Origin of the sequence: Oerskovia sp. Root22, from assembly GCF_001429135.1 — a bacterium.
In the GTDB taxonomy this organism is placed as follows: Bacteria; Actinomycetota; Actinomycetes; order Actinomycetales; family Cellulomonadaceae; genus Oerskovia; species Oerskovia enterophila.
This window is the reverse complement of record NZ_LMIL01000008.1, coordinates 154,921-177,058: the sequence shown is the minus strand read 5'-3', so window position 1 is coordinate 177,058 and position 22,138 is coordinate 154,921. Positions and strand designations below refer to the sequence as shown.

24 protein-coding genes and 1 tRNA gene are annotated in these 22,138 nt (G+C 72.7%); 13 read left to right on the top strand and 12 right to left on the bottom strand.

All coding sequences use genetic code 11. The features are described 5' to 3' along the window. Window positions 1-44: 44 nt before the first annotated feature. Window positions 45-2,141 carry an AarF/ABC1/UbiB kinase family protein gene (locus tag ASE15_RS09555; protein ID WP_056763037.1) on the bottom strand — a complete coding sequence of 699 codons (2,097 nt, stop codon included), beginning with the start codon at window positions 2,139-2,141 and terminating at the stop codon, window positions 45-47. On the opposite strand from ASE15_RS09555, the gene ASE15_RS20805 reads away from it, so the two are divergent. Next, window positions 2,140-2,490, top strand: coding sequence for a hypothetical protein (locus ASE15_RS20805; RefSeq protein WP_157277194.1), 351 nt, complete (start codon window positions 2,140-2,142; stop codon window positions 2,488-2,490). The genes ASE15_RS09555 and ASE15_RS20805 overlap by 2 nt on opposite strands. Window positions 2,491-2,699: 209 nt before the next feature. Here the strand turns inward: ASE15_RS20805 and ASE15_RS09545 are convergent, their stop codons facing one another. Then, window positions 2,700-2,939: a hypothetical protein gene (locus ASE15_RS09545; RefSeq protein WP_056649455.1), complete on the bottom strand. Its 240-nt coding sequence runs from the start codon at window positions 2,937-2,939 to the stop codon at window positions 2,700-2,702. Window positions 2,940-3,169: 230 nt separating this feature from the next. Between ASE15_RS09545 and ASE15_RS09540 the strand changes: the two genes are divergently transcribed. Then, on the top strand, window positions 3,170-3,502 hold the full coding sequence (locus ASE15_RS09540; protein ID WP_056649451.1) for a hypothetical protein: 333 nt from the start codon (window positions 3,170-3,172) through the stop codon (window positions 3,500-3,502). 89 nt (window positions 3,503-3,591) lie between these two features. On the opposite strand, the gene ASE15_RS09535 is transcribed toward ASE15_RS09540, so the two are convergent. Beyond that, window positions 3,592-3,951, bottom strand: a complete 360-nt coding sequence (locus tag ASE15_RS09535) for a BlaI/MecI/CopY family transcriptional regulator (RefSeq protein ID WP_200960537.1) — start codon at window positions 3,949-3,951, stop codon at window positions 3,592-3,594. After that, window positions 3,944-4,492 (bottom strand): hypothetical protein, encoded by a 549-nt coding sequence (locus ASE15_RS09530; protein ID WP_056763211.1) that lies wholly within the window; start codon window positions 4,490-4,492, stop codon window positions 3,944-3,946. The genes ASE15_RS09535 and ASE15_RS09530 overlap by 8 nt, the downstream gene beginning before the upstream one ends. Before the next feature lie 99 nt (window positions 4,493-4,591). Between ASE15_RS09530 and ASE15_RS09525 the strand changes: the two genes are divergently transcribed. The 7 genes from ASE15_RS09525 (at window position 4,592) to ASE15_RS09495 (ending at window position 11,567) form a co-directional block, all read left to right on the top strand. Continuing rightward, complete coding sequence (locus ASE15_RS09525) at window positions 4,592-5,317, top strand: thioredoxin domain-containing protein (RefSeq protein WP_056763033.1); 726 nt, start codon at window positions 4,592-4,594, stop codon at window positions 5,315-5,317. A 3-nt stretch (window positions 5,318-5,320) separates the two neighbouring features. Next, window positions 5,321-6,208, top strand: coding sequence for a cytochrome c biogenesis CcdA family protein (locus tag ASE15_RS09520; protein WP_056763031.1), 888 nt, complete (start codon window positions 5,321-5,323; stop codon window positions 6,206-6,208). A gap of 115 nt (window positions 6,209-6,323) precedes the next feature. Beyond that, a complete protein-coding gene (locus ASE15_RS09515; RefSeq protein WP_056763029.1) occupies window positions 6,324-8,516 on the top strand; it encodes a heavy metal translocating P-type ATPase in 2,193 nt (730 codons plus the stop codon). A gap of 5 nt (window positions 8,517-8,521) precedes the next feature. Beyond that, complete coding sequence (locus ASE15_RS09510; RefSeq protein WP_056763027.1) at window positions 8,522-8,941, top strand: DUF6153 family protein; 420 nt, start codon at window positions 8,522-8,524, stop codon at window positions 8,939-8,941. A gap of 81 nt (window positions 8,942-9,022) precedes the next feature. Then, complete coding sequence (locus ASE15_RS09505; protein ID WP_056763026.1) at window positions 9,023-9,643, top strand: DUF305 domain-containing protein; 621 nt, start codon at window positions 9,023-9,025, stop codon at window positions 9,641-9,643. A 222-nt stretch (window positions 9,644-9,865) separates the two neighbouring features. Beyond that, window positions 9,866-10,441 carry an alpha/beta family hydrolase gene (locus ASE15_RS09500; protein ID WP_056763023.1) on the top strand — a complete coding sequence of 192 codons (576 nt, stop codon included), beginning with the start codon at window positions 9,866-9,868 and terminating at the stop codon, window positions 10,439-10,441. Window positions 10,442-10,793: 352 nt separating this feature from the next. Then, window positions 10,794-11,567 (top strand): hypothetical protein, encoded by a 774-nt coding sequence (locus ASE15_RS09495; protein WP_056763021.1) that lies wholly within the window; start codon window positions 10,794-10,796, stop codon window positions 11,565-11,567. Window positions 11,568-11,714: 147 nt separating this feature from the next. Here ASE15_RS09495 and def read toward each other — a convergent pair whose 3' ends face one another. Continuing rightward, on the bottom strand, window positions 11,715-12,398 hold the full coding sequence (def, locus tag ASE15_RS09490) for a peptide deformylase (RefSeq protein ID WP_056763018.1): 684 nt from the start codon (window positions 12,396-12,398) through the stop codon (window positions 11,715-11,717). 185 nt (window positions 12,399-12,583) lie between these two features. Here def and ASE15_RS09485 point away from each other — a divergent pair, with 185 nt between their 5' ends. Continuing rightward, window positions 12,584-13,309 carry a hypothetical protein gene (locus ASE15_RS09485; RefSeq protein ID WP_157277193.1) on the top strand — a complete coding sequence of 242 codons (726 nt, stop codon included), beginning with the start codon at window positions 12,584-12,586 and terminating at the stop codon, window positions 13,307-13,309. Window positions 13,310-13,372: 63 nt separating this feature from the next. Here ASE15_RS09485 and ASE15_RS09480 read toward each other — a convergent pair. The 4 genes from ASE15_RS09480 to ASE15_RS09465 form a co-directional block, all read right to left on the bottom strand. Then, window positions 13,373-13,445 (bottom strand) — tRNA-Thr (locus ASE15_RS09480). A 199-nt stretch (window positions 13,446-13,644) separates the two neighbouring features. Next, window positions 13,645-15,183 carry an alpha/beta hydrolase gene (locus ASE15_RS09475; protein WP_056763013.1) on the bottom strand — a complete coding sequence of 513 codons (1,539 nt, stop codon included), beginning with the start codon at window positions 15,181-15,183 and terminating at the stop codon, window positions 13,645-13,647. Window positions 15,184-15,300: 117 nt separating this feature from the next. Then, window positions 15,301-15,855, bottom strand: a complete 555-nt coding sequence (locus tag ASE15_RS09470) for a hypothetical protein (protein ID WP_056763011.1) — start codon at window positions 15,853-15,855, stop codon at window positions 15,301-15,303. Window positions 15,856-16,023: 168 nt separating this feature from the next. Beyond that, the gene (locus ASE15_RS09465; protein ID WP_082618343.1) at window positions 16,024-16,992 is read right to left on the bottom strand and encodes a LysR family transcriptional regulator; all 969 of its coding nucleotides are present in this window, start codon (window positions 16,990-16,992) and stop codon (window positions 16,024-16,026) included. A 71-nt stretch (window positions 16,993-17,063) separates the two neighbouring features. On the opposite strand from ASE15_RS09465, the gene ASE15_RS09460 reads away from it, so the two are divergent. Next, window positions 17,064-18,290, top strand: coding sequence for an MFS transporter (locus ASE15_RS09460; protein ID WP_157277192.1), 1,227 nt, complete (start codon window positions 17,064-17,066; stop codon window positions 18,288-18,290). A gap of 61 nt (window positions 18,291-18,351) precedes the next feature. On the opposite strand, the gene ASE15_RS09455 is transcribed toward ASE15_RS09460, so the two are convergent. Further along, complete coding sequence (locus tag ASE15_RS09455; RefSeq protein WP_157277191.1) at window positions 18,352-18,843, bottom strand: hypothetical protein; 492 nt, start codon at window positions 18,841-18,843, stop codon at window positions 18,352-18,354. A gap of 23 nt (window positions 18,844-18,866) precedes the next feature. After that, window positions 18,867-19,511, bottom strand: a complete 645-nt coding sequence (locus tag ASE15_RS09450) for a LysE family translocator (RefSeq protein ID WP_056763005.1) — start codon at window positions 19,509-19,511, stop codon at window positions 18,867-18,869. Between the two features lie 152 nt (window positions 19,512-19,663). Between ASE15_RS09450 and ASE15_RS09445 the strand changes: the two genes are divergently transcribed. Further along, window positions 19,664-20,035 (top strand): nuclear transport factor 2 family protein, encoded by a 372-nt coding sequence (locus ASE15_RS09445; RefSeq protein WP_056763002.1) that lies wholly within the window; start codon window positions 19,664-19,666, stop codon window positions 20,033-20,035. Window positions 20,036-20,075: 40 nt separating this feature from the next. Then, window positions 20,076-21,320, top strand: coding sequence for a low temperature requirement protein A (locus ASE15_RS09440; protein WP_056763000.1), 1,245 nt, complete (start codon window positions 20,076-20,078; stop codon window positions 21,318-21,320). Here ASE15_RS09440 and ASE15_RS09435 read toward each other — a convergent pair. Then, on the bottom strand, window positions 21,235-22,002 hold the full coding sequence (locus ASE15_RS09435; RefSeq protein ID WP_082608779.1) for a PAS and ANTAR domain-containing protein: 768 nt from the start codon (window positions 22,000-22,002) through the stop codon (window positions 21,235-21,237). The two genes, ASE15_RS09440 and ASE15_RS09435, sit on opposite strands and share 86 nt — an antisense overlap. Between the last annotated feature and the right edge of the window lie 136 nt (window positions 22,003-22,138).

Below are 22,138 nucleotides of genomic sequence, written 5' to 3'. Positions count from 1 at the left end.
ACGACGTCTCCCGCTCACGGAGACCCGGGCCCCCGTCCCGCGACCTACCACTCCCTGGCGCCCCGGTCCCCCGGCGCGCCGCGGAACGCGTAGATCAGCACGCGGATGCTGAGCACCGCACCGACGAACAGCATCACGGCGCCGAAGACCGAGTACCAGCTCAGGTCGTTCGTGAGCTGCGGGCCGTTCTCCGCGATCAGGAGGAACACCCCGCCCACGACGCTCGCCGCGGCGATGATCGTCGAGATGACCTGCTGCACCAGGCTCGTGACGAACTTCCGGTCACCGGGGTCGGAGAACGCCCGGACGTTGACCGTGAACTTCCCGGCCTCGAGGTCGGACGTGATCTTGTTGAGGCGCCGCGGCAGGCGCTCGATCGACGGGGCGAACGCCAGGAGCTGGGACCCGGCCTTGGCACGGATCTTGCGCAGGCTCACCATGTTGCGCAGCAGCTCCTCGCCCTCGTCGCGGGCCGAGGACACCAGCTCGAACGACGGGGACAGGACGTGCAGCGTCCCGTCGAGCGACGCGATGGTGCGGAACGCCGCGGCGACCTGCGGCGGCACGCCCATGCCCGCGTCGTTCACGAGCCGGACCATCGAGGCGAACAGCGACCCGCTGTTGGCGGCCCCTCCGCCCCGGAACCGCAGGATGAGCTGGCCGACCGAGCGCTCGAACCGGCGTTCGTCGAAGCTCTCGGGCTGGTCGAGGAGCTCGATGAGCGCGTCGGTCGCCGCGATCGAGTCGTCGGCCTCGACCGCGAGCAGCACGGCGGCGAGCGCGACCCGCTCGGCCTCGTCGAGCCGGCCCACCGACCCGAAGTCGAGCAGCCCGAGCGAGCCGTCGTCGCGCAGCAGGACGTTGCCCGGGTGCAGGTCGGCGTGGAAGACCCCGGTCACGACGATCTGGTCGAGCGTGACGCGCAGCAGGCGGGCCGCGATGTCGTGGCGCGCGTCGTCGTCGAACGTCGTGAGCAGCTCGGCCGCGTCCCCGACGGGCGTCCCGTCGAGGCGGTCCATGACCAGGAGCGTCGAGCTCGACAGCTCCGGGTAGACGCGCGGGATCTCGACGAGGGGCACGTTCGCGTCGGGGTCCTCGCCCTGGTGCAGGCCGGGCAGCGGGTGCCGCCGCGAGCGCCTGATGGTCGCGAGCGCCCCTTGCACGTTGAGCGTGTTCTCGAGCTCGGTCGTGTAGTCGAGCTCCTCCCGCAAGGAGGCCGCGAATCCCTCGGCGAGGTCCATGATGCCCAGCGACGGACCCCAGGACGTGTCGCGCTGGAGCCGGCGCGCGATCCGCAGCACGATCCGCAGGTCGCCCAGGACCTGGGTGCGGGCCCCGGGCCGCTGGACCTTGACGACCACCTCGCGGCCGTCGAGGAGCGTCGCGCAGTGCACCTGGCCGACCGACGCCGACGCGATCGGGTCCGGGTCGAAGTGCGCGAACACCGTGTCCACAGGGGCGCCGATCGACCGCGTGACCATGCCCTCGATCTGCGCCCAGGGGGCGGGCGGAACCTGGCTCTGGAGCCGGGACAGCTCCTCGACGTACACCGCGGGCAGGAGGTCCGCGCGCGTCGAGAGCATCTGGCCGAGCTTCACGAACGTCACGCCCGCGTCGCTCAGCGCGGCCCGCAGCTCGCGGGCCACGGCCCGCTCCTCGGTGTCCGTGGTCCGCTGGTGGCTGCGCCGGCGCGCCCCGCGGCCGAAGAACCCGCCCAGCCCGTGCCGCAGCATGATCCCCATGATCTGCGCGTAGCGCCACATGTCCTTGGACCCGCTGCGGAGCTCGACGACAGCGCGCCAGGGCGTCGGGATGCTGCCCGTCGGCACCAGGAGCTCCAGGACGAGCAGCAGCCCGAGGCCGATCACGAACGACCACGCCCACGCGAGGACGATGATCACGAGCACGACCCCGGGATGGACCGTGAGCGACCCGTCGGCCTCCTGCACGCCGAGCTGCTGGAACCCCTCGGTGAGCCCCCACGACCCGATCGAGACCACGAAGACCGTCATGAGGATCGAGCGGATCCACCCGACCGGGACCCCCAGGACCCTGCGGGCCGTCGCCGCGAGCAGGAGGACCATGACGATCGTCGCGACGGCCGTGAACAGCGCCGTCGCGATCGAGGAGAGGATCTGCATGCCCCCTACTCTCCCGCGCACCGGGAGCGGGCGCAGGCGGACACGCTCGCCGCGGGCGGGGGCGCTCGCCCCATGGGCCCGGCGCCTCGACCGCCTGACCGAGCCGGCCCTCACGCAGTCGTCGGGGACCGCGCCCTACGATGCTCAGGTGTCCCGGACCAAGGCCGTCGTCGTCGCGTGCGTCACGCTCGTGGGCCTCGCGCTGACCTACGAGGCAGGGGCGATCCTCCTGGCCGAGTCCGACGAGGGAGGGATCCCGCCCGCTCCGCGGTCCCCGCGCTCCCGCAGGGTGTCACGATCACGACCGACGGGATGGGGTGCGGTTCGGGTGGCTGCTGGCGCGAGCTGACCCTGTCCGGCCCGCCGGGGCAGTCACCCGCCGACCTCGCCGCGAGTGCAGCCCCCGCGGGCCAGACGTGCACCGGACGAAGCTGGATCACCGCGCGCCGCGTCTGCTCCAACGTCACCGTGGCGGGGGACGAGGTGCGGTTGAACGTGTACTACGACCGACCGCTCGGGCTCTGACCGCAGTCAACGGGGTCGCCGGTTCGCGGTCGGCTAGGCCGACGCAGCGTCCTCGGTGTCCTCCTCCGCGGCTCCCGAGCGCTCGAGCGCGCCCCGGTAGACCCGCAGCCGCTCGACCTGGAGCTCGGAGAACATGGGCGCGTCGACGTCCTCGATGGGCGTCGTCCGCAGGAAGGTCAGGATCTCGCTCTGCGTCTCGTCGATCTCGGCCAGTCGTGCTCGGTCGGCGTCGTCGAGGAGCTGCCAGACGTCGACGAAGGTGGGAGCGTGCATCCACCCAGTTTCAGGTACCCGCCGCCCGAGCGCACGCCGGTCGGGCATCGAGTGACGGCCGTCACAGGCAGGTGCCGGCGCGGAGCACGGCACGGTGGGACGCCCGAGCACGACGCCAGCGCGGGGCGCGCGACGCCGTCGGGCACTCACGCACACCGGGCGAACCGGACGCCCTGCGGCCATGATGGGAGGGCCCCGACACCCGTCCCCCACCCGAACGGAAGCCCCTCATGACGAACCTCGAGCTGCTCACGGACGCGCACCTCACCCGCGCCCGGGACGGCGACAACGGCCGCAGCGCGGAGGTCGTGCTGCACGACGGCGTCCTGCGCCAGACCATCATCGCGATCCTCGCGGGCATCGAGCTGGGCGAGCACAACGCTCCCCCGGCCGCGAGCATCCAGGTCCTGCGCGGGCGCGTGCGGGTCACCGCGCTGGGTGGCGACGAGGAGGTCGGGACGGGCGAGCTGCGCGTGCTCACGCACGAGCGGCACGCCGTCACGGCGCTCGAGGACTCGGCGTTCCTCCTGACCACCGTGACGAGCGTGCCTGCGGCGCAGTGACGAGCGTGCCTGCGGCGCAGTAGCAGCCGGCGCAAGACCAACCGCGCCCGCGGCCACCGACGAGCGTGGGCCGCGGAGACGCACCGCCCTCAGCCGTCGGCGAGCAGCGCGCGGAGCGTGTCGCGATCCGCTGCGGGCAGGGCTGCGACGAGGTGCGCGAGCGGCGCGCCGTGGTCCTCGCTCGTGCGCAGCGCCTGGGTCATGAGCGCGCCCACGTACTCGCCGCGCGAGCGCAACGCCCGGTAGGCCCAGGTGCGCCCGGACAGGACCTTCTCGACCATGCCCTTGCGCGCCAGGTTCGTCAGGACGGTGGCGATCGTCGTGTAGGCGAGCTCGGTCTCGGTCTGCTCGAGGACCTCGCGCGTGCACAGCTCGTGCGGGCAGTCCCAGAGGATGTCCATGACCCGGCGCTCCAGGCCGCCGAGGTGAGGCGCGACGGTCTCAGCCACGGGCCACCGCCGAGCGCACCGGGCACGCGACCTGGTTGCTGAGGCGCACGAACAACGCGACGCCGGTGAGCGCCAGCGCCAGGATCGCGAGGTACGGCTGGACGGGCGCGAACCACGTGATGGCGCCCGAGTAGCCGAGCGCGAGGAGCGCGAGCTTGTTGCACACGGGACACCCCACGGCGAACCACGCGAGCACGCCGCCCGCCATGCCGAGCTTGCCCGACCGGTCGGGCGCCCCGCTCGTCCCGGGCTGCGCGTCGTCACCGGTGGGGGCCGTGGGCGCTGCGGGGCTCTGGCGCACGTAGGTGCCGACGAGCATCCCCGAGAGGACCGACGTCACGATCCAGACGGGGTAGTTCCACGCGACGACCGCGATCTCGCGGCTGAAGACCGGGTTGGGGATGAGCACGGTCGAGACGCCCAGCAGGAGGGCGACCGCGAGCGCGGCGGCCGCGGCGATGCCCCACTGCCGGGGCCCCCAGGCGCTGAGGGCGAGGAGCGCCCGGCGCGGGGCAGACAGTGGCCGGACGGTCGTGATCATGCTGGTCACCCGTCTACTATGACACGTAGAAGAACTCTATGCCGCATAGAGGAACTCGGTTCCGCCGCCGCATGGAGGCCCCCTCGACCGAAGGAAGTCATGACCTCCGCAACCGCTCGGCGCCCCCGCTGGCTCGTCCCGTCCCTCGTCGTCGCGATCGCGGCTCTGCTGGCGATCCTCTCCCTGAGCCTGCAGGGCACCGGCGCAGCCCCAGCAGCCGAAGGCCCGACGACGGAAGGCGCCACCGCGTCCGGCGAACCTGAGGAGCAGGTCTCCCTCGACCTGGCGCGCCGGACCGACGGCGACCCGCGCGCCGTCGGTCCGGCGGACGCCCCGGTCACGCTCGTCATGTACTCGGACTTCCAGTGCGGCTACTGCGCGTCATGGACGGCGACGACCCAGCCCGCGATGCTCGAGCGGGTCGAAGAGGGCGACCTGCGGATCGAGTTCCGAGACCTGGCGATCTTCGGCGAGGACTCCTTGCGCGCCTCGCGCGCGGCGGCCGCCGCCGGGCAGCAGGACCGCTACCTCGACTACCACGAGGCCCTGTTCGCAGACGGCGAGAAGCGGTCGGGGGCCGAGCTCGGCGAGGAGGCGCTGATCGCCCTGGCAGCCGAGCTGGGCCTGGACGCCGAGCGCTTCGCCACCGACCTCCGCTCCCCCGAGGTCGCAGCCCTGGTGCAGGCGGACCTCGACGAGGCCGGGAGCATCGGTGTGTACTCCACACCGACGTTCCTCATGTCCGGGGAGCCCCTCGTGGGCGCCATGCCCACCGAGGTGTTCGTCGAGGCCTTCGACCGCGCCCTCTCCCGGGCCGGGGCCTGAGCCGTGGAGCTCGGCCTCCTGGCCGCGTTCCTCGGCGGCACCCTGGCCCTGCTGAGCCCGTGCGGCGCCCTGCTGCTGCCCGCGTTCTTCGCCGCCACGACCGGCAGCCGCACCCGGCTCCTGCTGAGCGGCGGCGTGTTCTTCGTGGGACTCTCCCTCACCCTGGTGCCGCTGGGCCTGGGGGTGTCCGCCGTCGGCGCGCTCGTCACGACGCACCGCGACGTCCTCATCCTGGTCGCCGGGTGGATGGTCATCGTGTTCGGTGCGCTCCAGGTCCTCGGCATCGGGTTCGACGCCGCGCGGCTGATGCCTGGGGTCGACGCCGTCCGGGGCGCGGCCGGCCGGCGTACCGGCCTGGTGCGCGCCCTGCTGCTCGGCACGGTCTCGGGGGTCGCGGGCTTCTGCTCAGGCCCCATCCTGGGCGCCGTCCTGACCCTGGCCGCGACGCAGCAGTCGCCCGTGCTGGCCGGGTCGATGCTCGCGGTGTACGGCGCGGGCATGGTCGTCCCGTTGCTCGCGATCGCCGCGTCCTGGGAGCGCCTCGGGCCGCGCGGCCGGGCCCGGCTGCGTGGGCGCGCATGGCAGATGGGGCCGCTGCGCCTGCACAGCACGTCGGTGGCGACCGGGCTCCTGCTGATCACGGTGGGCGTGCTGTTCCTGACCACCAACGGGCTCGCCTCGCTGCCGGGGCTGCTGCCCACGTCGGTGACCACGGAGGCGCAGTCCAGCCTGCTGGCCTTCTCGCGCTCCGTGTCGGAGCCCCTGCTGATCATCGCGCTCGCCGTGGTGGCACTGGGCGTGTGGTTCGCGCTCGACCGCCGCGCGGCCCGCGCGCGCCCGACGCCGGAGCCCGCCTCCGAGGAGGAGTCACCGGGCGACGAGTCGGCCTGAGCGGAGTCGGTCCGCGTTCCTCTTGACGCGCTGGTCACGCTGGGGCATTATCGGAAGTCGGAGATACCCCTAGGGGGTATAACGCTCGAGGATCCCGACACAGGAGGGGACGACGATGGCGCCCACGGACCACGACGCGCACGAAGACCACAGACCCGGTGGTCACTCGCACGCGACCGACGGGCACGCGGGGCGCACGCACGACGCCTCGCCCGAGGCGCACGAACAGCACGCGGGTCACGCCGGCCACGACATGGCCGCGATGCCCGGCATGGACCACTCGGCCCACGCGGGACACGGCGGCCACTCGGGCCACGTCGCGATGTTCCGCCGCCTGTTCTGGATCATGCTGGCCCTCGCGGTCCCCACGGTCCTCGCGAGCGAGATGTTCGCGTCGATCATCGGCTACTCGCTGCCCGACGTCCCGGGCATCGCCTGGGTCTCGCCGGTCCTCGGCACGATCATGTTCGTCTGGGGCGGCCGACCGTTCCTCACGGGCGCAGTCGACGAGCTCAGGGCCCGCAAGCCCGGGATGATGCTGCTCATCGCGCTCGCGATCACGGTCGCGTTCGTGTCGTCGTGGGGCGCGAGCCTGGGGATCCTGTCGCACGAGCTCGACTTCTGGTGGGAGCTCGCGCTCCTGGTCGTCATCATGCTGCTGGGCCACTGGATCGAGATGCGCTCGCTCGCGCAGTCGTCCTCGGCCCTCGAGTCGCTCGCGGCCCTGCTGCCCGACGAGGCCGAGCGCGTGGGCGACGACGGCCAGGTGACCACGGTGTCCCCGACGGACCTCGTGGTGGGGGACGTCGTCGTCGTGCGCCCTGGCGGGCGCGTGCCCGCCGACGGCGTGGTCTCCGACGGCACCGCGGACGTGGACGAGTCCATGATCACGGGCGAGTCGCGCCCGGTGCGCCGCACGGTCGGCGACCACGTCGTGGCCGGGACGGTCGCGACCGACCAGGCGCTGCGCGTCACGGTCGACGCGGTCGGCGACGACACGGCCCTCGCGGGCATCCAGCGCCTCGTGGCCGAGGCTCAGGCCTCGTCGTCGCACGCCCAGCGCCTCGCCGACCGTGCCGCGGGCTGGCTCTTCTGGTTCGCGCTGGGCGCCGCGGTCCTGACCCTGGTCGCGTGGAGCATCTGGGGCACACCGGAGGACGCCCTGATCCGGACCATCACGGTCCTGGTCATCGCATGCCCCCACGCGCTGGGTCTCGCGATCCCGCTCGTCGTGTCGATCTCGACCGAGCGCGCGGCCAAGGCCGGCGTGCTCGTCAAGGACCGCATGGCGCTCGAGCAGATGCGCACGGTCGACGCCGTCCTGTTCGACAAGACCGGCACCCTGACCAAGGGCGAGCCTGTCGTGACGCACCTGACCGTGGCGTCGGGCACCGAGGACGAGCTCCTCGCGCTGGCCGCGGCCGTCGAGGCCGACTCGCAGCACCCGTTGGCGCGCGCGATCGTGGGCGCTGCCGCGGACAGGGGCGTGCGGGTCCCGCGCGCCGAGGACTTCCGGTCCTCGACGGCCGTGGGCGTCTCGGGTCTCGTGGACGGCCGCCGGGTCGCGGTGGGCGGCCCGTCGCTCCTGCGCGAGCACGGCGTGTCTCCCCTGCCCGACGCCGCCACGTGGGAGAGCGAGGGCGCGACGGTCCTGCACGCGCTCGCCCTCTCGGACGAGGCAGCCGGCGGGCCCGCGGGCAGCGCCGTGATCCTCGGCGCGTTCGCCCTGGCCGACGAGATCCGGCCCGAGTCCCGCGAGGCGATCGATGCCCTGCACCGTCGCGGCATCCGCGTCGTCATGATCACGGGTGACGCCCAGGCCGTGGCGCAGTCGGTCGCGGACGAGCTCGGCATCGACGAGGTCTTCGCCGGTGTGCGTCCGAGAGACAAGGGCGACAAAGTCTCCGAGCTCCAGGCCCGTGGGCACAAGGTCGCGATGGTCGGCGACGGCGTCAACGACGCCCCGGCCCTCGCCCAGGCGGACGTGGGCATCGCGATCGGCGCGGGCACCGACGTCGCCATCGCATCGGCCGGTGTCATCCTCGCGAGCGACGACCCGCGCTCGGTCCTGTCCGTGATCGAGCTGTCCCGGGCGAGCTACCGCAAGATGCAGCAGAACCTGTGGTGGGCCGCCGGGTACAACCTGGTGTCCGTGCCGCTCGCGGCGGGCGTCCTGGCCCCGGTCGGGTTCGTCATGCCCATGGCCGTGGGCGCGCTCCTCATGTCCCTGTCGACCGTGATCGTGGCCCTCAACGCGCAGCTCCTGCGCCGGCTGGACCTCGACCCGGCTCGCGTGGCGGCGTCCTGAGCCCCGTGCCCGGCCTGTCGTCCGCACTGCGGCCCCCGCGAACCTCCGGCCTCGTCCGGCGGTTCGCGGTGCTGCTCGGGATGCTGGTGCTGCTCGGCGGGTTCGTCGGGATGCACCAGATGTCGGGCAGCCCCGTGACGCACGGCACGACGCACACGGCCGCCGCAGGCACGACGAGCCCGGCGAGCCACACGGCGGGCGACGTCGACGCGGAGGAGGTGGCGCCGTCGGGCACGGGGCACGGCGAGCTCGAGGCGATGTGCCTCATGGTGCTCGTCGCGCTCGTGTCGCTCGCGGGCCCGGCGCTGTGGCGTCGCCTGCCCGACGGCGTCACGCACCTCGCGCGCATCGTCGCACCCTGGTCGCGGCCCGGGTGGGCGCTGCGTCCGCCGTCTCTCGTCGCGCTCGGGATCAGTCGGAGATAGGAGCTCGGCCCGGACGGGGCCGCAGCACGCCATCACCGCCGCGAGGGCTCGCGGCACACCGACACACCTGAAGGACCACTGATGAACAAGCACACCCTGACCAGGGCCACGATCGGTCTGACGCTCGGCTCGACGCTGCTCCTCGCGGGCTGCGCCGACGGGGGCGACGGCGCAACGGGAGACATGGAGGGCCACGACATGGGCGAGAACACCTCGCAGGGCACGCCGGACGCAGGAGCCGACGCCTCGGCGAACGACGCGGACGTGATGTTCGCGCAGATGATGATCCCGCACCACGAGCAGGCGCTCGTGATGTCACGGATCGTGCTCGACACCAACGGTGTCGACCCAGCGGTCGTCGACCTCGCAACCCGCATCGAGGGTGCACAGGCGCCGGAGATCGAGCGCATGAACGGGTTCCTCGAGGAGTGGGGAGCCGGGTCGACGGGCGACCACTCGGGGCACTCCATGGACGGGATGCTCACCGACGAGGAGATCCAGGCGCTCGAGGACGCGGACGCCACGACGGTCTCGCGACTGTTCCTCGAGGGCATGATCGCGCACCACCAGGGTGCCGTGGACATGGCCGAGGCCGAGCTCGCCGACGGCGAGAACCCCGAGGCGCGCGAGCTGGCGCAGGCCATCATCGACGCGCAGGAGGCCGAGATCGCGGAGATGCAGGAGCTGCTCGCGGGGCTCTAGGCGCTGGGTGCCGAGCACGAGGTTGCGGTCGATATGAGCACGTCCGCGACCGCAACCTCGTGCTCGACCGCACGGAACCTCGTGCTCGACGGCAGCCCCGCCCTTCTGGCCGAGCATGCGGTTGTCGTCCGGAATCCCCAGGAGACGGACGACAACCGCATGCTCGAGGAACGGCGACCGCATGCTCGGCACCGACCAGCCCGCCGCTGCAACACTGGACCCATGACGCGATCCCCAGCTCCAGCGGTCGGCGGGCTCCTCCTCACCCCGGGCGCCGGGGCCGGGCGCGACCACCCGACGCTCGTCGCGGTCGAGGAGGCCGTGGAGCCGCTGCCCGTGCGGCGGGTCGACTTCCCGTACCGGATCGCGGGCAGGCGTATGCCCGACCGTGCGCCGGTCGCCGTCGCGCACCTCGTCGAGGAGGCCGGGCGCTTCGCGGCCGAGGAGGGCTTCGCGCCGGACCGGCTCGTGCTCGGCGGACGGTCGTACGGCGGGCGCATGTGCTCGATCGCCGTGGCCGAGGGGCTGCCCGCAGCCGGGCTCGTGCTACTGAGCTACCCCCTGCACCCGCCGGGCAAGCCCGACAAGCTGCGCGTCGACCACTTCCCGCAGCTCGCGGTCCCCGTGCTGTTCGTGTCGGGCACGACCGACCCGTTCGGCTCGCCCGAGGAGTTCGACGAGCACGTCGCAGCGATCCCCGGCCCCGTCACGCAGGTTCGCCTGCCCGGGGCACACGACGTCCGGAACGACCACGCGGCGGTGAGCGACGCCGTCGTGCAGTGGTTGGCGACGCTCTGAGCCGTCCCGCTCGGGGGTGACCGGTCGGTCGCCGCGGCCTGACTGCCCGGAGCATCTGGAGCCCCTGCCCGACGACGCAGCGGAGGTTTCGCACGAGGCGCACCTCGGCCTGGGGGACCTCCGCACCGAGGGCCGAGAGGCCCGGAACCGGAAGGACTGCCAACAGTTTGGCAGCGCTTCCACATTCACCCGGGTAACGGTACGTTTAGCGCTCACATGTCCGGTTTGGGTGGTGGAGACAGGCATGTCGGGAGAGTACGGTGAACTGAACAACCGTCCAGTTCACTATCTGGCCAGCCCCGCTCGCACCCCTGAGCCGAGGGCACCCCTCCCCCCGGAAAGGTCCTCCTTGATGCGCGCAGTACCCGTCGCCCTCCTGACGACAGCGATCCTCGCGGCCACCCCCGCGATCGCGTTCGCCGGCGGCTCCGACGACCCGACCCCGTACACCGTGACCGCCGGGGGCGTGACCCTGCCGACGGGCACCGCCTACGTCGACGGCGGCCACGTGAACTACCGCGCGACCGCGCTCGACGGGACCGGGTCCCAGAGCTTCGGCACCCACTTCGAGTCGCTCAACAACCAGCCGTCCGGCAAGTACATCGGCACGAGCTTCTACGACTTCAGCGGTGCCGCTGCCGCGTTCCCCGACGGCTACTGCGTGACCTGGGTCCAGGTCGCCGAGTACAACGAGCACTTCGGCGAGGGCGGGCAGAAGCCCGTGTGCACGCCGACGACGCCGCCCGAGCCCCCGACCCCGCTGACCCCCGTGGTCCCGGGAGCCGAGCTCCCCACCGACGAGGAGACCCCCGCAGTCCCCGGGACTCCCCAGGGACCGGACGAGGTCACCACGCCTCCGGCAAGCGGCGACGACGCCGAGAACCCGACGACCGTGGTGCCCGATACGACGCCGACGACCACGGTCCCCGAGGGCGCCGAGAGTCCTGCGGGCACCGATCCCGTGACCGTCGACGGCGCTGTCCCCGTCTCGAACACCGTCGCCGCCGAGAAGGACGGCCTGGCCGCCACCGGCTCGAACGCGATGCTCATCGCCGCCGGGGCCGCAGCCCTGCTCGCCGCCGGCGTCGGCGCGGTGCTCGTCAGCCGTCGCGCGCAGCGCGGCTGACCTCGAACGTACGAAGGCCCCCGCCCGGGAGCCGTCCGCAGAGCACCTGCTGCGGCTCCCGGGCGGGGCTCTCGTGTGTTCGGGTCCAGGGCGGGGTGGGCCGGTCGGGCCGGGCCCGCTGTGCAGGGCCCACCCGGAGGACTGGTCTCAGCGCAGGGGCTCGGCCGGGTACTCGGCGGGCGCCTTGCCCAGCGCGTCGGACAGCTCGCGGCGCTCCTCCAGGATGCCGGGGCGTTCCTGGTGCATCTCGGCGATCACGGCCTCCTGGGCCGCGGGCGCCAGGTGGTCGAAGTAGAGGGTGCCGTCGAGGTGCTGGGCCTCGTGCTGGAGGGCACGGCCGAAGAAGTGCGTGCCCGTGAGCTCGACGGGGTTGCCGTGCTGGTCGAACCCGCGGACGGTCGCCTTCACGGGGCGAGCCAGCGGCGAGTAGGCGCCGGGGATCGAGAGGCAGCCCTCGTCGCTCTCCTCGATCTCGTCGCCCGGTCCGTCGAAGACCTCGAGCACGGGGTTGACGACGTGCCCGACGTGGCGGTCCTCGTTCTCGTCCTCGACGTCGTACACGAAGATCCGCAGGTCCACGCCGACCTGCGGCCCCGCGAGGCCCACGCCCTCCGCGACGAACATCGTGGTGAACATGTCGTCGACGAGCTGCGCGAGCTCGGGCGTGCCGAACTCGGTCACCTCACGGCACGGGGTGTGCAGGACCGGCTCGCCGATCTCTGTGATGCGCAGGATGTTGCCCCGCTCGACCTGGGGAGCGATCTCCGGGAAGCTCTTGACCGGCTGGCCCAGGACGTAGGTGACGGGGCGACGACGGCCGAAGGTGAACATGGGACAAGCCTAGGTGGTGGCTCACGGGGGTCGGTCCGGGACTCCGCTCCTACCGAGGATGCCGAGCACGACCACGGGAGCTGGAGCCCCTCGCGCTCCGCCCGAGGTTGCGTTCGTGCATCGTTCCGCTTCACGGCCGAGCGCTGCGCGTACGCTGAACGTGGAAGCGTCAAGGGTGGTACGACATGAGATTTCGCGGTCGAGCTCTCGTCAGCGCGGCGGTCGTTGCCCTGGCGCTCGCTGGTTGCGCGAGCCCCACCCCGGCAGAAGACCCCTCGTCGAGCGCCCCGTCCCAGAGCGCCACCACGCCGCGCGACGTGACCCCCACACCGTCCGCGGAAGCCCCGAAGAGCGCCGATCCCCCGTCGACCGAGGCACCCGCTGCCGAGCCACTTCCTGCGTTCGAGGACCTCATCATCAGCACCGCGGGCCTCGGCCCTCTCGCGATCGGGGTCCCTCCGGAGTCGAACCCCGGGGCTGCGATGATCCGGTGGTCGCCCGACGAGTGCGCGGACATGGGCGACGGAGACCCCGGCCGATGGGTCACGACCTACCCCGGGGCCGACGGCGGGTATCCGACGGCCGTCGAGGTCACCGATTCCGGGGTCGTCTGGATCGACGTCCTCCAGGCTGGACCGCGCACCGCCGAGGGCGTCGGCATCGGCACGGACCTGGCGACGCTGCAGGCCACCTACCCGAACCTGGTCGCGGGGAACCCTGGTCCGGTGTCGAACGTCTGGTGGCTCTCCGGCCCCGACGGCCACCTGGTCTTCGAGACCCAGGGCGACAAGGACGGGCTGCAGCCGGCCGGGACTCCCGAGCAGGTCATCCTCATGCGGGTCCTGTCCCCCACGGCCGACCCCGACTTCGCGACCGCGAACTCCGACTGGGTAGCGGGCGGCTGCCTGTAGTCCGGCAGGCCCCGGACAACGCAGAAGGCCCGGAACCGTCGAGGTTCCGGGCCTTCCTGTCTGAGCCGCCTAACAGAATCGAACTGTTGACCTTCTCATTACGAGTGAGACGCTCTACCGACTGAGCTAAGGCGGCGCGTACCGGACGTCTCGCCTTGCGGCGCTCCGTTTCAGCAAGCGTCGCTACTGTACCCAACGCGAGGGCGTCGAGACAAACCGACCTCCGCGACGGCGTCGGGCAAGCTCCTCACGGAGCCCGTCAGAGCCCGCCGGAGCCCGCCGCCCACCCGATCCACCCCGAGCCGGCCGCACCCGCCGCCGGACGCGGCCGGCGCTCAGCAGACCTTCCCGTCCTCGGGGACCTTCCCGTCGACCAGGTACGCGTCCACGGCGTCCTCGAGGCACGCGTTCGAGCGACCGTAGGCCGTGTGACCCTCGCCCTCCCACGTGAGCAGCACGCCCGAGTCGAGCGCCTTGGCCAGGCCCTCGGCCCAGACGTACGGAGTCGCGGGGTCGTTCGTGGTCCCGATCACGACGATGGGCGCGGCGCCCTCGGCGTGCAGGTCGAACTCCTGGTCCGCGACCGGGTAGGCCCAGTCGACGCACGCCATGCCGCCGTAGGTGAAGAACGAGCCCATGGTCGGGGCGGCCTCCTCGATCTGGGCGGCCTGCTCCTTCATGAACTCGGGGTCGGGGTTGCCGCGCGCGTCGAGGCAGTTGACGGCCCGGAAGGCCTCGGCCGAGTTGTCGCTGAAGGTCCCGTCGGCGTTGCGGCTGTTGTAGAGGTCCGCGAAGCTCAGCAGCATGGTGCCGTCGTTGCCGTTCATCGCGGCGTCGAGTGCCGCCGTCAGGGCGTACCAGTTCTCGTTGTTGTAGAGCGGCAGCGCGATCCCGTAGAACGCGAGCGTCTGCGTCAGGCGACGGTCGCTGCTCGTCCTGAGGGGCCGCTCGCCCACCTGGTCCAGGAACGCCCGGATCTGCGCCATGCCCTCGTCGACGGTCCCCGTGAGCGGGCAGTCCTTGCCGCCCTGGCAGTCCTCGACGTAGGCGCGCAGGGCGTTCTCGAAGCCGACGGCCTGCTGCGCCCCGATCTCGTCGGAGGAAAGCGTGGTGTCGATCGCGCCGTCGAGCACCATGCGCCCGACCTTCTCCGGGTACAGGCCCGCGTACGTGGCGCCGAGCTGGGTGCCGTAGGAGAAGCCGAGGTAGTTGAGCGTCGAGTCGCCCAGGACCGCGCGCAGCATGTCCATGTCGCGTGCGGCGCTCTGGGTGTCGACGTTGCCCAGGAGGTCCCCGGTGTTCTGGGCGCACGCATCGGCCCACGCCTCGAGGTCGGCGGCCATCGCCGCGCGCCCCTCGTCGCTGTCCTCGAACGAGCGCGAGAGCGACTCGTCCTTGGCCGCGTCGTCGAGGCAGACCACGGGGGTCGAGGAGCCGACGCCGCGCGGGTCGAACCCGATGAGGTCGTAGGCCTCGCGCACGGGCTCCCCGATCCCGGCGGCGGCGCTCGTGATGTACTCGACGCCCGACCCGCCCGGCCCTCCGGGGTTCGTCAGCAGGGAGCCGATCTTCTCGCCCTCGGCCGGAAGCCGCTTGAGCGCGAGCTCGATCGTGCCCTGCGCGGGGTCCTTCCAGCTCAGCGGTGCGATGGCGGTCGTGCACTCGAACCCGCCGCCGCAGTCCTCCCACTGGAGGGTCTGGCCGTAGAACTCGGCGAGCTCGGCCGGCACCTCCTCACCGGTTCCCGTCGAACCCGACGACGCAGTCTGCGCTGGGCTCTGCACCTTGGGCGAGGGGGCGCACGCGCCGAGCAGCAGGGCGAGGGCGAGCGTCGCAGCGGACAGCGCTGACGTGCGGCGGGAGGGCGTCTTCACCCGGCAACGGTAACGGGTCGGGCTGGGCCGGGACCTCGTTCGAGGTCTCCGGGCCCAGCCCTTTCACGCGAACTTCACGGGCGGCGCCCCGTGCCGCCGCCCAGCGCTGTCAGGAGGTCAGGACTGCTCGACCCACGCGGCCTCGCCGACCTGGCCCGCGGCCGCACGCGGGGTCAGGACGACCGAGCCCGCCTCGTCCAGCTTCACGGTCACGTCGGCCGACTCGTCGACGCCCTCGGGCGCCTTGACGACCGTGGTCCAGCCGCGCATGTCCATGGTGCAGGGCTTGTTGTCCTCGACCTTCTCGAAGGTCACGACGACGTCGCTCCCCTCGAGGGTCGCCTCACCCTCGGCGACGGTCGGGCACGTGCTCGACCCGAACGTCACGACGTACAGGTAGCCGTCCTCGGCGGTCCAGGCCGCCCCCGTGCCACCGTTCGAGGGCGGGTCGATCCCGTCGGGCAGGTCGATCCCGTTGGCCCCCGCCTCGATCGGCAGGTCGGCGGCGTTGAGCGGGGCCTCGGGCGTGTCCTCGGCCGGCGTGGTCTCCTCGGCGCTGCTGCTCTCCTCGGTGGGCGAGGCGCCGCCCGAGTCGGTGTCGGTGCCGCACGCGGTGAGCGCCAGGAGCGCGACGAGCGAGACGGCGGGGGCGAGGCGGCGCAGGGAAGTCATGAGCGGTACTCCTTCGAGGCATCGTCGCGGGCCCGCGGTGGCGTCACCCGTCACCCTCATCATGTCGCGCGGCCCGTCGTTCTTGCCCTGCGACACCGAGAGCGACGCGCATCACACCCGGCAGTTCACCCGGGCGCGGCCCTCGCGACCGATGACCGGGACGCAGGCTCAGCGGACGGACGCTCCGCCGTCGGGCACCCCACCGGCCCGCGCTCCCACGGCCTGCGCCCCCGCGACCGACGTCCCCGCACGGAGCATTACGACGAACGCGGCCAGCGTGGGCGACGTGTTCTGCGGGGACCACGCCGCGCCGATGTCGCGCGTCGTGACGGGCTCGTCGAGACGGAGCTCGACACCCTCGTGCACGGGGTGACGCGCGGGCGGCAGGACGCTCACGCCCAGGCCCGCGGCCACGAGCCCCCGGACGGTGTGCAGGTCCTCGCCCTCGAACCCGATGGTCGGGCGCACACCCGCCGCGGCGCACAGCGCGTCGACCGTCCCGCGCAGACCGTACCCGTGCTTGAGCGTGATGAAGGTCGAGCGCACCGCGTCGCGCAGCGTGGCGCCCGTCCTCCCCGCGAGCTCGTGCCCCGCCGGGACCATGAGGACCAGCGGCTCCTGGAAGAGCGTGAGGGTGTCGAGCCCGGCCGGGGCCGGCACGAGACGCGAGACCAGGGCGATGTCCGCCTCGCCCGCGGCGAGCGCGTCGAGGCACGTCCGGCGCGCGCCCTGCGTCATGGTGAAGCGGACTGCGGGGTGCCCCGCGAGGAACTCCTTGATGAGCGCAGGGACCACGGACTCGCCCAGGGACGTCTGGAACGCGACCGACAGGGTGCCGCGCGCGAGCGCCTCGGCCGAGCGGACCGCGTCGACGCCCGCGCCCAGCGCCGCGAGCGCCTGGCGAGCGTGGGGCAGCAGGGCGCGGCCCGCGTCGGTCAGGCGGATGCCGCGTCCGTGCCGTTCGACGACCGGGACGCCGAGCACCTCCCCGACCCGGGCGACGGCCCGGGACACGGTCGGTTGCGGGGCCCGCAGCATCGCGGCGGCGAGCGTCACCTGCTCGACCTCGGCGACCGCGACGAACGCGGGCAGCAGGGGCAGGAGGCGGCGGGTCTGCTCGTCGAGGGTGACATCCATGCGCCGAGCGTATGCGTCGACAGTCAAACATGCATTGGACGCAAGAGTCGGTGATTCCTAGCGTCGAGCGCATGACCACGACCCTGGTGCCCGCTCCCCTCCCACCCGCGGCGTGGACGGGCCACCGGCGCGGCTCCCGGGGATACCGCCGGACGGTCGTCGCGCTCGTGTGCGCAGGGGTCGCGACGTTCGCGCAGCTCTACTCACCTCAGGGGATCCTCCCGGTCGTCGCGGCCGACCTCGGGGTCTCGGCCCCGACCGCGTCCCTGACGGTCTCGGCCGCGACGCTCGGCCTCGCGCTCGCGGTCCTCCCCTGGTCCGTGGTCGCCGATCGCGTCGGGCGCGTGCGCGCCATGCGGGCCGCGCTCGTGGCCGCGAGCGCCCTGGGCGTCCTGGTGCCGTTCGCGCCCACGACCGAGCTGCTCGTCGCGGGCCGCTTCCTCGAGGGGGCCGCGCTCGGCGGGGTGCCGGCGCTCGCCGTCACGCTGCTGCACGAGGAGGTGCACGCCGCGCACACGGCCGTGGTCGCGGGGCTGTTCGTGGGCGGGGCGTCGGTGGGCGGGCTCGCGGGCCGGGTGCTCGCAGCGCCGGTCGCCGAGCTCGCGGGGTGGCGCGTGGGCCTCGCGACGGTGTCGGCGCTGTGCGCGGTCGCGACCCTGGCGTTCGTGCTGCTGGTTCCCCGCGCACGGGGCTTCTCTCCGGGCGGCGCGCGGCTGCGCGAGGTGGGCGCGCTGGTGACCGCCAACCTGCGCGACCGCGGCCTGCTCGTCCTGTACGCCAACGGCGCCCTGGTCATCGGCGGGTTCGTGACCATCTACAACTACCTGGGCTTTCGCCTCGAGGCCCCGCCCTACCTGCTGTCGCCCGCGGTCACGTCGCTCGTGTTCTTCGCCTACCTGGGCGGGACGGTCTCGTCGAGGCTCGCGGGCAGCCTCACGGTCCGGTGGGGGCGCCGCCGCGTCCTGGCGGCGGCGGGGGCCGCGATGAGCGCGGGGGCGCTCCTGACGCTCGCCCCGCAGCTGCCCGTGATCCTGCTGGGTCTTGTGGTCCTGACGGCGGCGTTCTTCGGGGCGCACGCGGTCGCGTCGGGGTGGGTGGGGCACCGGGCGGTCGTGGGTCGGGCGCAGGCGACGTCGCTCTACAACGTCTTCTACTACGCGGCGTCGAGCCTGCTCGGCTGGCTCGGGGGCGTCGCGTGGGTCCACGCGGGGTGGTCGGGCGTCGCTCTCTTCGTCGCCGGGGCGACGCTCGTGGCACCGCTGCTCGCGCTGGGGGCGCGGTCCCTGCGGACCGTGTGAGGAGGACCTCCTGCCCGACGGCGGAGCGCACCACCCGCACGTCGCCACTCCTCTCCCCTGGTCAGGACCCGGGTGAGGCCGACCCGTGCGGTGAGCGGCGCCGTCGGGCCTCGCGGCGGGCGGCACGACGACGCGCGTGCCACTCCGCGAGGGGGACCAACCGGTCCCTGCCGACGACCCGCTCGACCTGGGCGAGCCGCTCCCCGGTCGCCCGGACGCCCACCGACGTCGCCTCGTCGGCGAGCGAGACGACCGGCGCGCCGCCCTGCGGGCCGTAGAGGTCCGCGGAGTACGAGGACGGGGCGACGGCCAGGAGTGCGGCCCAGACCTCGTCGTCGACCGGCGCGCGGTCGAACGTCCAGTACCCCGGGTCCTCGACGGGACCTCCGGCCCGGTGACGCAAGAGTTTCGCAGCTTCCGCGAAGCCCGGCGGGATCGGCCCGTCCGGTGTCACGACGTCGAACGCCACCTCGGCCACGTCGGACGCGAACAGGGCGAGGACCTCGCGCGTCGTGCGGACCCGCTCCTCGTCGGAGAGACCGTCGGTATCCACGACCCACTCGTCGCGGCGCGTCCTCACGCCGCCGCCGGGGCCGGGGCGTCCATCGCGAGCTTGACCCCCACCGCGCCCAGCAGCGTGCCGGTCGCGCGCCGCTGCCAGCGCATCCACGTGGGGCGCGAGCGCAGGAACACCGCGATGCTGCCCGCGGCCAGCACGATCCCCGCGTTGACGAGCACGCTCACCCCGATCTGCACGCCGCCCAGCACGAACCCCTGCCCCATGACGCTGCCCGCGGTCGGGTCGATGAACTGCGGGATGAGCGCGAGGTACATGATCGCGGCCTTGGGGTTGAGCAGGTTGGTGAGCAGGCCCATGCGGAAGAGGGTCGCGCGCGAGTCGCGCGGGAGGTCCTGCGCCTCGAACGGGGAGCGCCCACCCGGTCGCAGCGTCCTCCACGCGAGATAGAGGAGGTAGCACGCGCCCGCGACCTTCAGGCCGACGTACAGCCACGGCACCACGACGAAGACCGCTGCGAGACCCACGTTCGCCAGGGTCATGTAGACCACGAACCCGGCCGCGGTCCCCGCGAGCGAGACCATGCCCGCCTGCCACCCCTGGCTGATGCTGCGCGAGACCAGGTAGACCATGTTGGGTCCGGGGGTCAGGACCATGCCCAGGGCGACCGCCGTCATGCCCAGGACCGCTGCCGTGCCGACCATGCCGGGCCTCCTTGTCGTCGGATGGCGTGCGCGTGTCGCGACGATCGTGCCCGCCGAGAGTCATTGTGCCGGGGGCGGAGCCCGCACGACCAGGCGAATGCGGGCGCGCGCGGCCCGGACTACGGTCGAGGGACCGACGAGCGGAGGCACGCATGGACCACGAGGCCGTCATGACCTGGGTCGCCGCGTACGAGGCGGCCTGGCGCGAGGAGGACCTGCGCGCCGTCGAGACCCTGTTCACCGAGGACGCCCGCTACGCCCGCTCGCCCTACGACGATCCCCTGCACGGCCACGGCGAGATCCGGGACTTCTGGCTCGTCGACTCCGGGGAGACGTTCACCCTGCGGGCCGCGCCCGTCGCGGTCGAGGGCACGACGGCCGTGGTGCGGCTCGAGGTCCGTTACGGCGGCCCCGAACCTCAGGAGTACCGGGACCTGTGGATCTTGCGCTTCGCGGACGACGGCCGCGTCGCGGACTTCGAGGAGTGGGCCTACTGGCCCGGCAAGGCGTTCACCGTGGAGTGAGCGCGCGCTGCCACCCACGCGGCGTGCGAGGATCGCGCCCATGAGCGCTCCCCCGACCGACCAGCCCGCGGCCCGCACGCCGGGCACGTGGGGCATGCGCACCGACGTCCTGCGCCACGGGCACGGGCACGACTCGGACAAGGTCGGCTACATCGAGCTGTTCTTCGACCTCGTGTTCGTGTTCGCGGTCACCCAGCTCTCGCACTCGCTCATCGCCCACCCCGACGGCACCACCCTGGTCCAGACGCTCATCCTGGGGGCCGCGGTCTGGTACCTGTGGATCGACACCACGTGGGTCACCAACTGGCTCGACCCCGAGCGCCTGCCCGTGCGGACCCTGCTCCTCGTGCTCATGCTGCTGGGCCTGCTCATGTCGAGCGCGATCCCCGAGGCGTTCGGTGAGAAGGCCCTGCTGTTCGCGGGGACGTTCGTCGCCATCCAGGTGGGGCGCTCGGCCTGGACCACGTACGCGCTCCACCGGCACTGGCCCGAGAACGGCACGAACTTCGTGCGCATCACGATCTGGCAGGTCACCTCGGGGATCTTCTGGGTCGCGGGCGCCCTGGTGCCCGACGACTCGTGGCGCCTGATCCTGTGGATCGTCGCGGTGCTCGTCGACTACGCCGGACCCCGAGCGCTCTTCCGGGTGCCCGTGCTGGGACCCACGGACCCCTCGACGTGGGTCGTGCGCGGCGAGCACATGGCCGAGCGCGTCGGCCTCTTCATCATCATCAGCCTGGGCGAGTCGATCATCGTCACGGGCACCGCGTTCGGCGACCTCGAGCTGAGCGCGACCGTGGTCCTCGCGTTCCTCGCGGCGTTCGCCTCGACCGTGCTCATGTGGCTGCTGTACTTCGACCGTTCCGAACGGCGCGCGACCGCGTACTTCGCCGGCTCGGCCTCGACGGGCATGATCGCCCAGACCGCCTACACGTACGTCCCATACCTGCTCGTGGTCGGGATCGTGCTCACGGCCGTGGCCGACGAGCTCGTGCTGCTGCACCCGCTCGGCCACGAGGGCTCAGGGCACGCCGACCCGTGGACCGCAGGGCTGATCTGCGGCGCGGGCATGGTCTACCTGGCGGGCAACACCCTGTTCCGTCGCGCGACCGGCGGATCCTGGTCGTTGCCCCACGTCGCTGGCGTCGGGGCCCTCGGGCTGCTCTACGCGACCTACCCGGTGCTGTCCCCGCTCGCGATCAACTGGATCTCGAACGGTGTCCTGCTCGCCGTGATCCTCGGTGACGTGGCGCGCTCCCGGCGAGCGGCGCCGTCGGGAGCCTGAGATCGGCAGGGAGCGTCGGGGTCGGCGGCGCGAAGAACGCGTCGAGGTCCTCCCGCGTCGCGGTGCTCCCCCCGAGATCCGTCATGCTCGCGATCAGTCGAGCAGCGATCGACCGCACGGGCTCGTTCGTGATGCTCGAGTGGTCGCGCAGCAGCGCGAACGCCTCGTCCTCGCTCAGGCCGTAGAGGACCATGACCGCGCCCTTGGCCTGCTCGATCGCGGCCCGGTGCGAGGCCGACGCCCTGATCTCCGCCGAGGCCTCCTCCCGGACGCGCGCGCCGTGCGTCTCCGTCAGGTCCATGAAGTACCCCGTGACCCGCGTAACGACCCCCGTCTCGTCGTCGAGGTCCCCCTGCCCCACCACACCCAGGGTCCTGGTGCGGCCGTGGGCGTCGATGATCCGGTGGGTGCAGCTGAACGGCGTCCCACGGCTGGTCACCTCGGCGAGCACCCCCTGCACGCGCGACAGGTCGTCGGGGTGCTTGTGCGCGAGCATGAGCTCGGTCGTCGGGACGACCTCGCCCGGGACGAACCCGTGCATCGCGAACAGCTCGTCCGACCACCACCACTTCCCCGTCGGGACGTCGAGCACGTAGCGACCGACGGGCTGTGGTCCGTCGCCGCGCAGGACGGCGTCGAGCACCGCCTCGAGATCTCCGTCGGTCTCGTTCCTTGTCGTCACAGCACCACTCCCCCAGTGCGTCGCGATGAGCCGAATACTCCAGGGTGCCACGAGGCGCTGGATCCGACCGACTGCGCGCGAGCACTTCACCCGGCTACTCAGGCCTTCGGCGGAGCCTGCTGAGCACCCCGTGATT

Bases quoted from the DNA above. Each gene is read 5' to 3' on its own strand.
- def (WP_056763018.1), bottom strand. From the start codon at position 12,398: ATGTTCACCTTCGGCCGTCGTCGCCCCGTCACCTACGTCCTGGGCCAG.
- ASE15_RS09495 (WP_056763021.1), top strand. From the start codon at position 10,794: ATGCGCGCAGTACCCGTCGCCCTCCTGACGACAGCGATCCTCGCGGCC.
- ASE15_RS09465 (WP_082618343.1), bottom strand. From the start codon at position 16,992: ATGGATGTCACCCTCGACGAGCAGACCCGCCGCCTCCTGCCCCTGCTG.
- ASE15_RS09460 (WP_157277192.1), top strand. From the start codon at position 17,064: ATGACCACGACCCTGGTGCCCGCTCCCCTCCCACCCGCGGCGTGGACG.
- ASE15_RS09525 (WP_056763033.1), top strand. From the start codon at position 4,592: ATGACCTCCGCAACCGCTCGGCGCCCCCGCTGGCTCGTCCCGTCCCTC.
- ASE15_RS09485 (WP_157277193.1), top strand. From the start codon at position 12,584: ATGAGATTTCGCGGTCGAGCTCTCGTCAGCGCGGCGGTCGTTGCCCTG.
- ASE15_RS09445 (WP_056763002.1), top strand. From the start codon at position 19,664: ATGGACCACGAGGCCGTCATGACCTGGGTCGCCGCGTACGAGGCGGCC.
- ASE15_RS09505 (WP_056763026.1), top strand. From the start codon at position 9,023: ATGAACAAGCACACCCTGACCAGGGCCACGATCGGTCTGACGCTCGGC.
- ASE15_RS09470 (WP_056763011.1), bottom strand. From the start codon at position 15,855: ATGACTTCCCTGCGCCGCCTCGCCCCCGCCGTCTCGCTCGTCGCGCTC.
- ASE15_RS09450 (WP_056763005.1), bottom strand. From the start codon at position 19,511: ATGGTCGGCACGGCAGCGGTCCTGGGCATGACGGCGGTCGCCCTGGGC.
- ASE15_RS09530 (WP_056763211.1), bottom strand. From the start codon at position 4,492: ATGATCACGACCGTCCGGCCACTGTCTGCCCCGCGCCGGGCGCTCCTC.
- ASE15_RS09440 (WP_056763000.1), top strand. From the start codon at position 20,076: ATGAGCGCTCCCCCGACCGACCAGCCCGCGGCCCGCACGCCGGGCACG.
- ASE15_RS09515 (WP_056763029.1), top strand. From the start codon at position 6,324: ATGGCGCCCACGGACCACGACGCGCACGAAGACCACAGACCCGGTGGT.
- ASE15_RS09555 (WP_056763037.1), bottom strand. From the start codon at position 2,141: ATGCAGATCCTCTCCTCGATCGCGACGGCGCTGTTCACGGCCGTCGCG.
- ASE15_RS09540 (WP_056649451.1), top strand. From the start codon at position 3,170: ATGACGAACCTCGAGCTGCTCACGGACGCGCACCTCACCCGCGCCCGG.
- ASE15_RS20805 (WP_157277194.1), top strand. From the start codon at position 2,140: ATGCCCCCTACTCTCCCGCGCACCGGGAGCGGGCGCAGGCGGACACGC.
- ASE15_RS09545 (WP_056649455.1), bottom strand. From the start codon at position 2,939: ATGCACGCTCCCACCTTCGTCGACGTCTGGCAGCTCCTCGACGACGCC.
- ASE15_RS09500 (WP_056763023.1), top strand. From the start codon at position 9,866: ATGACGCGATCCCCAGCTCCAGCGGTCGGCGGGCTCCTCCTCACCCCG.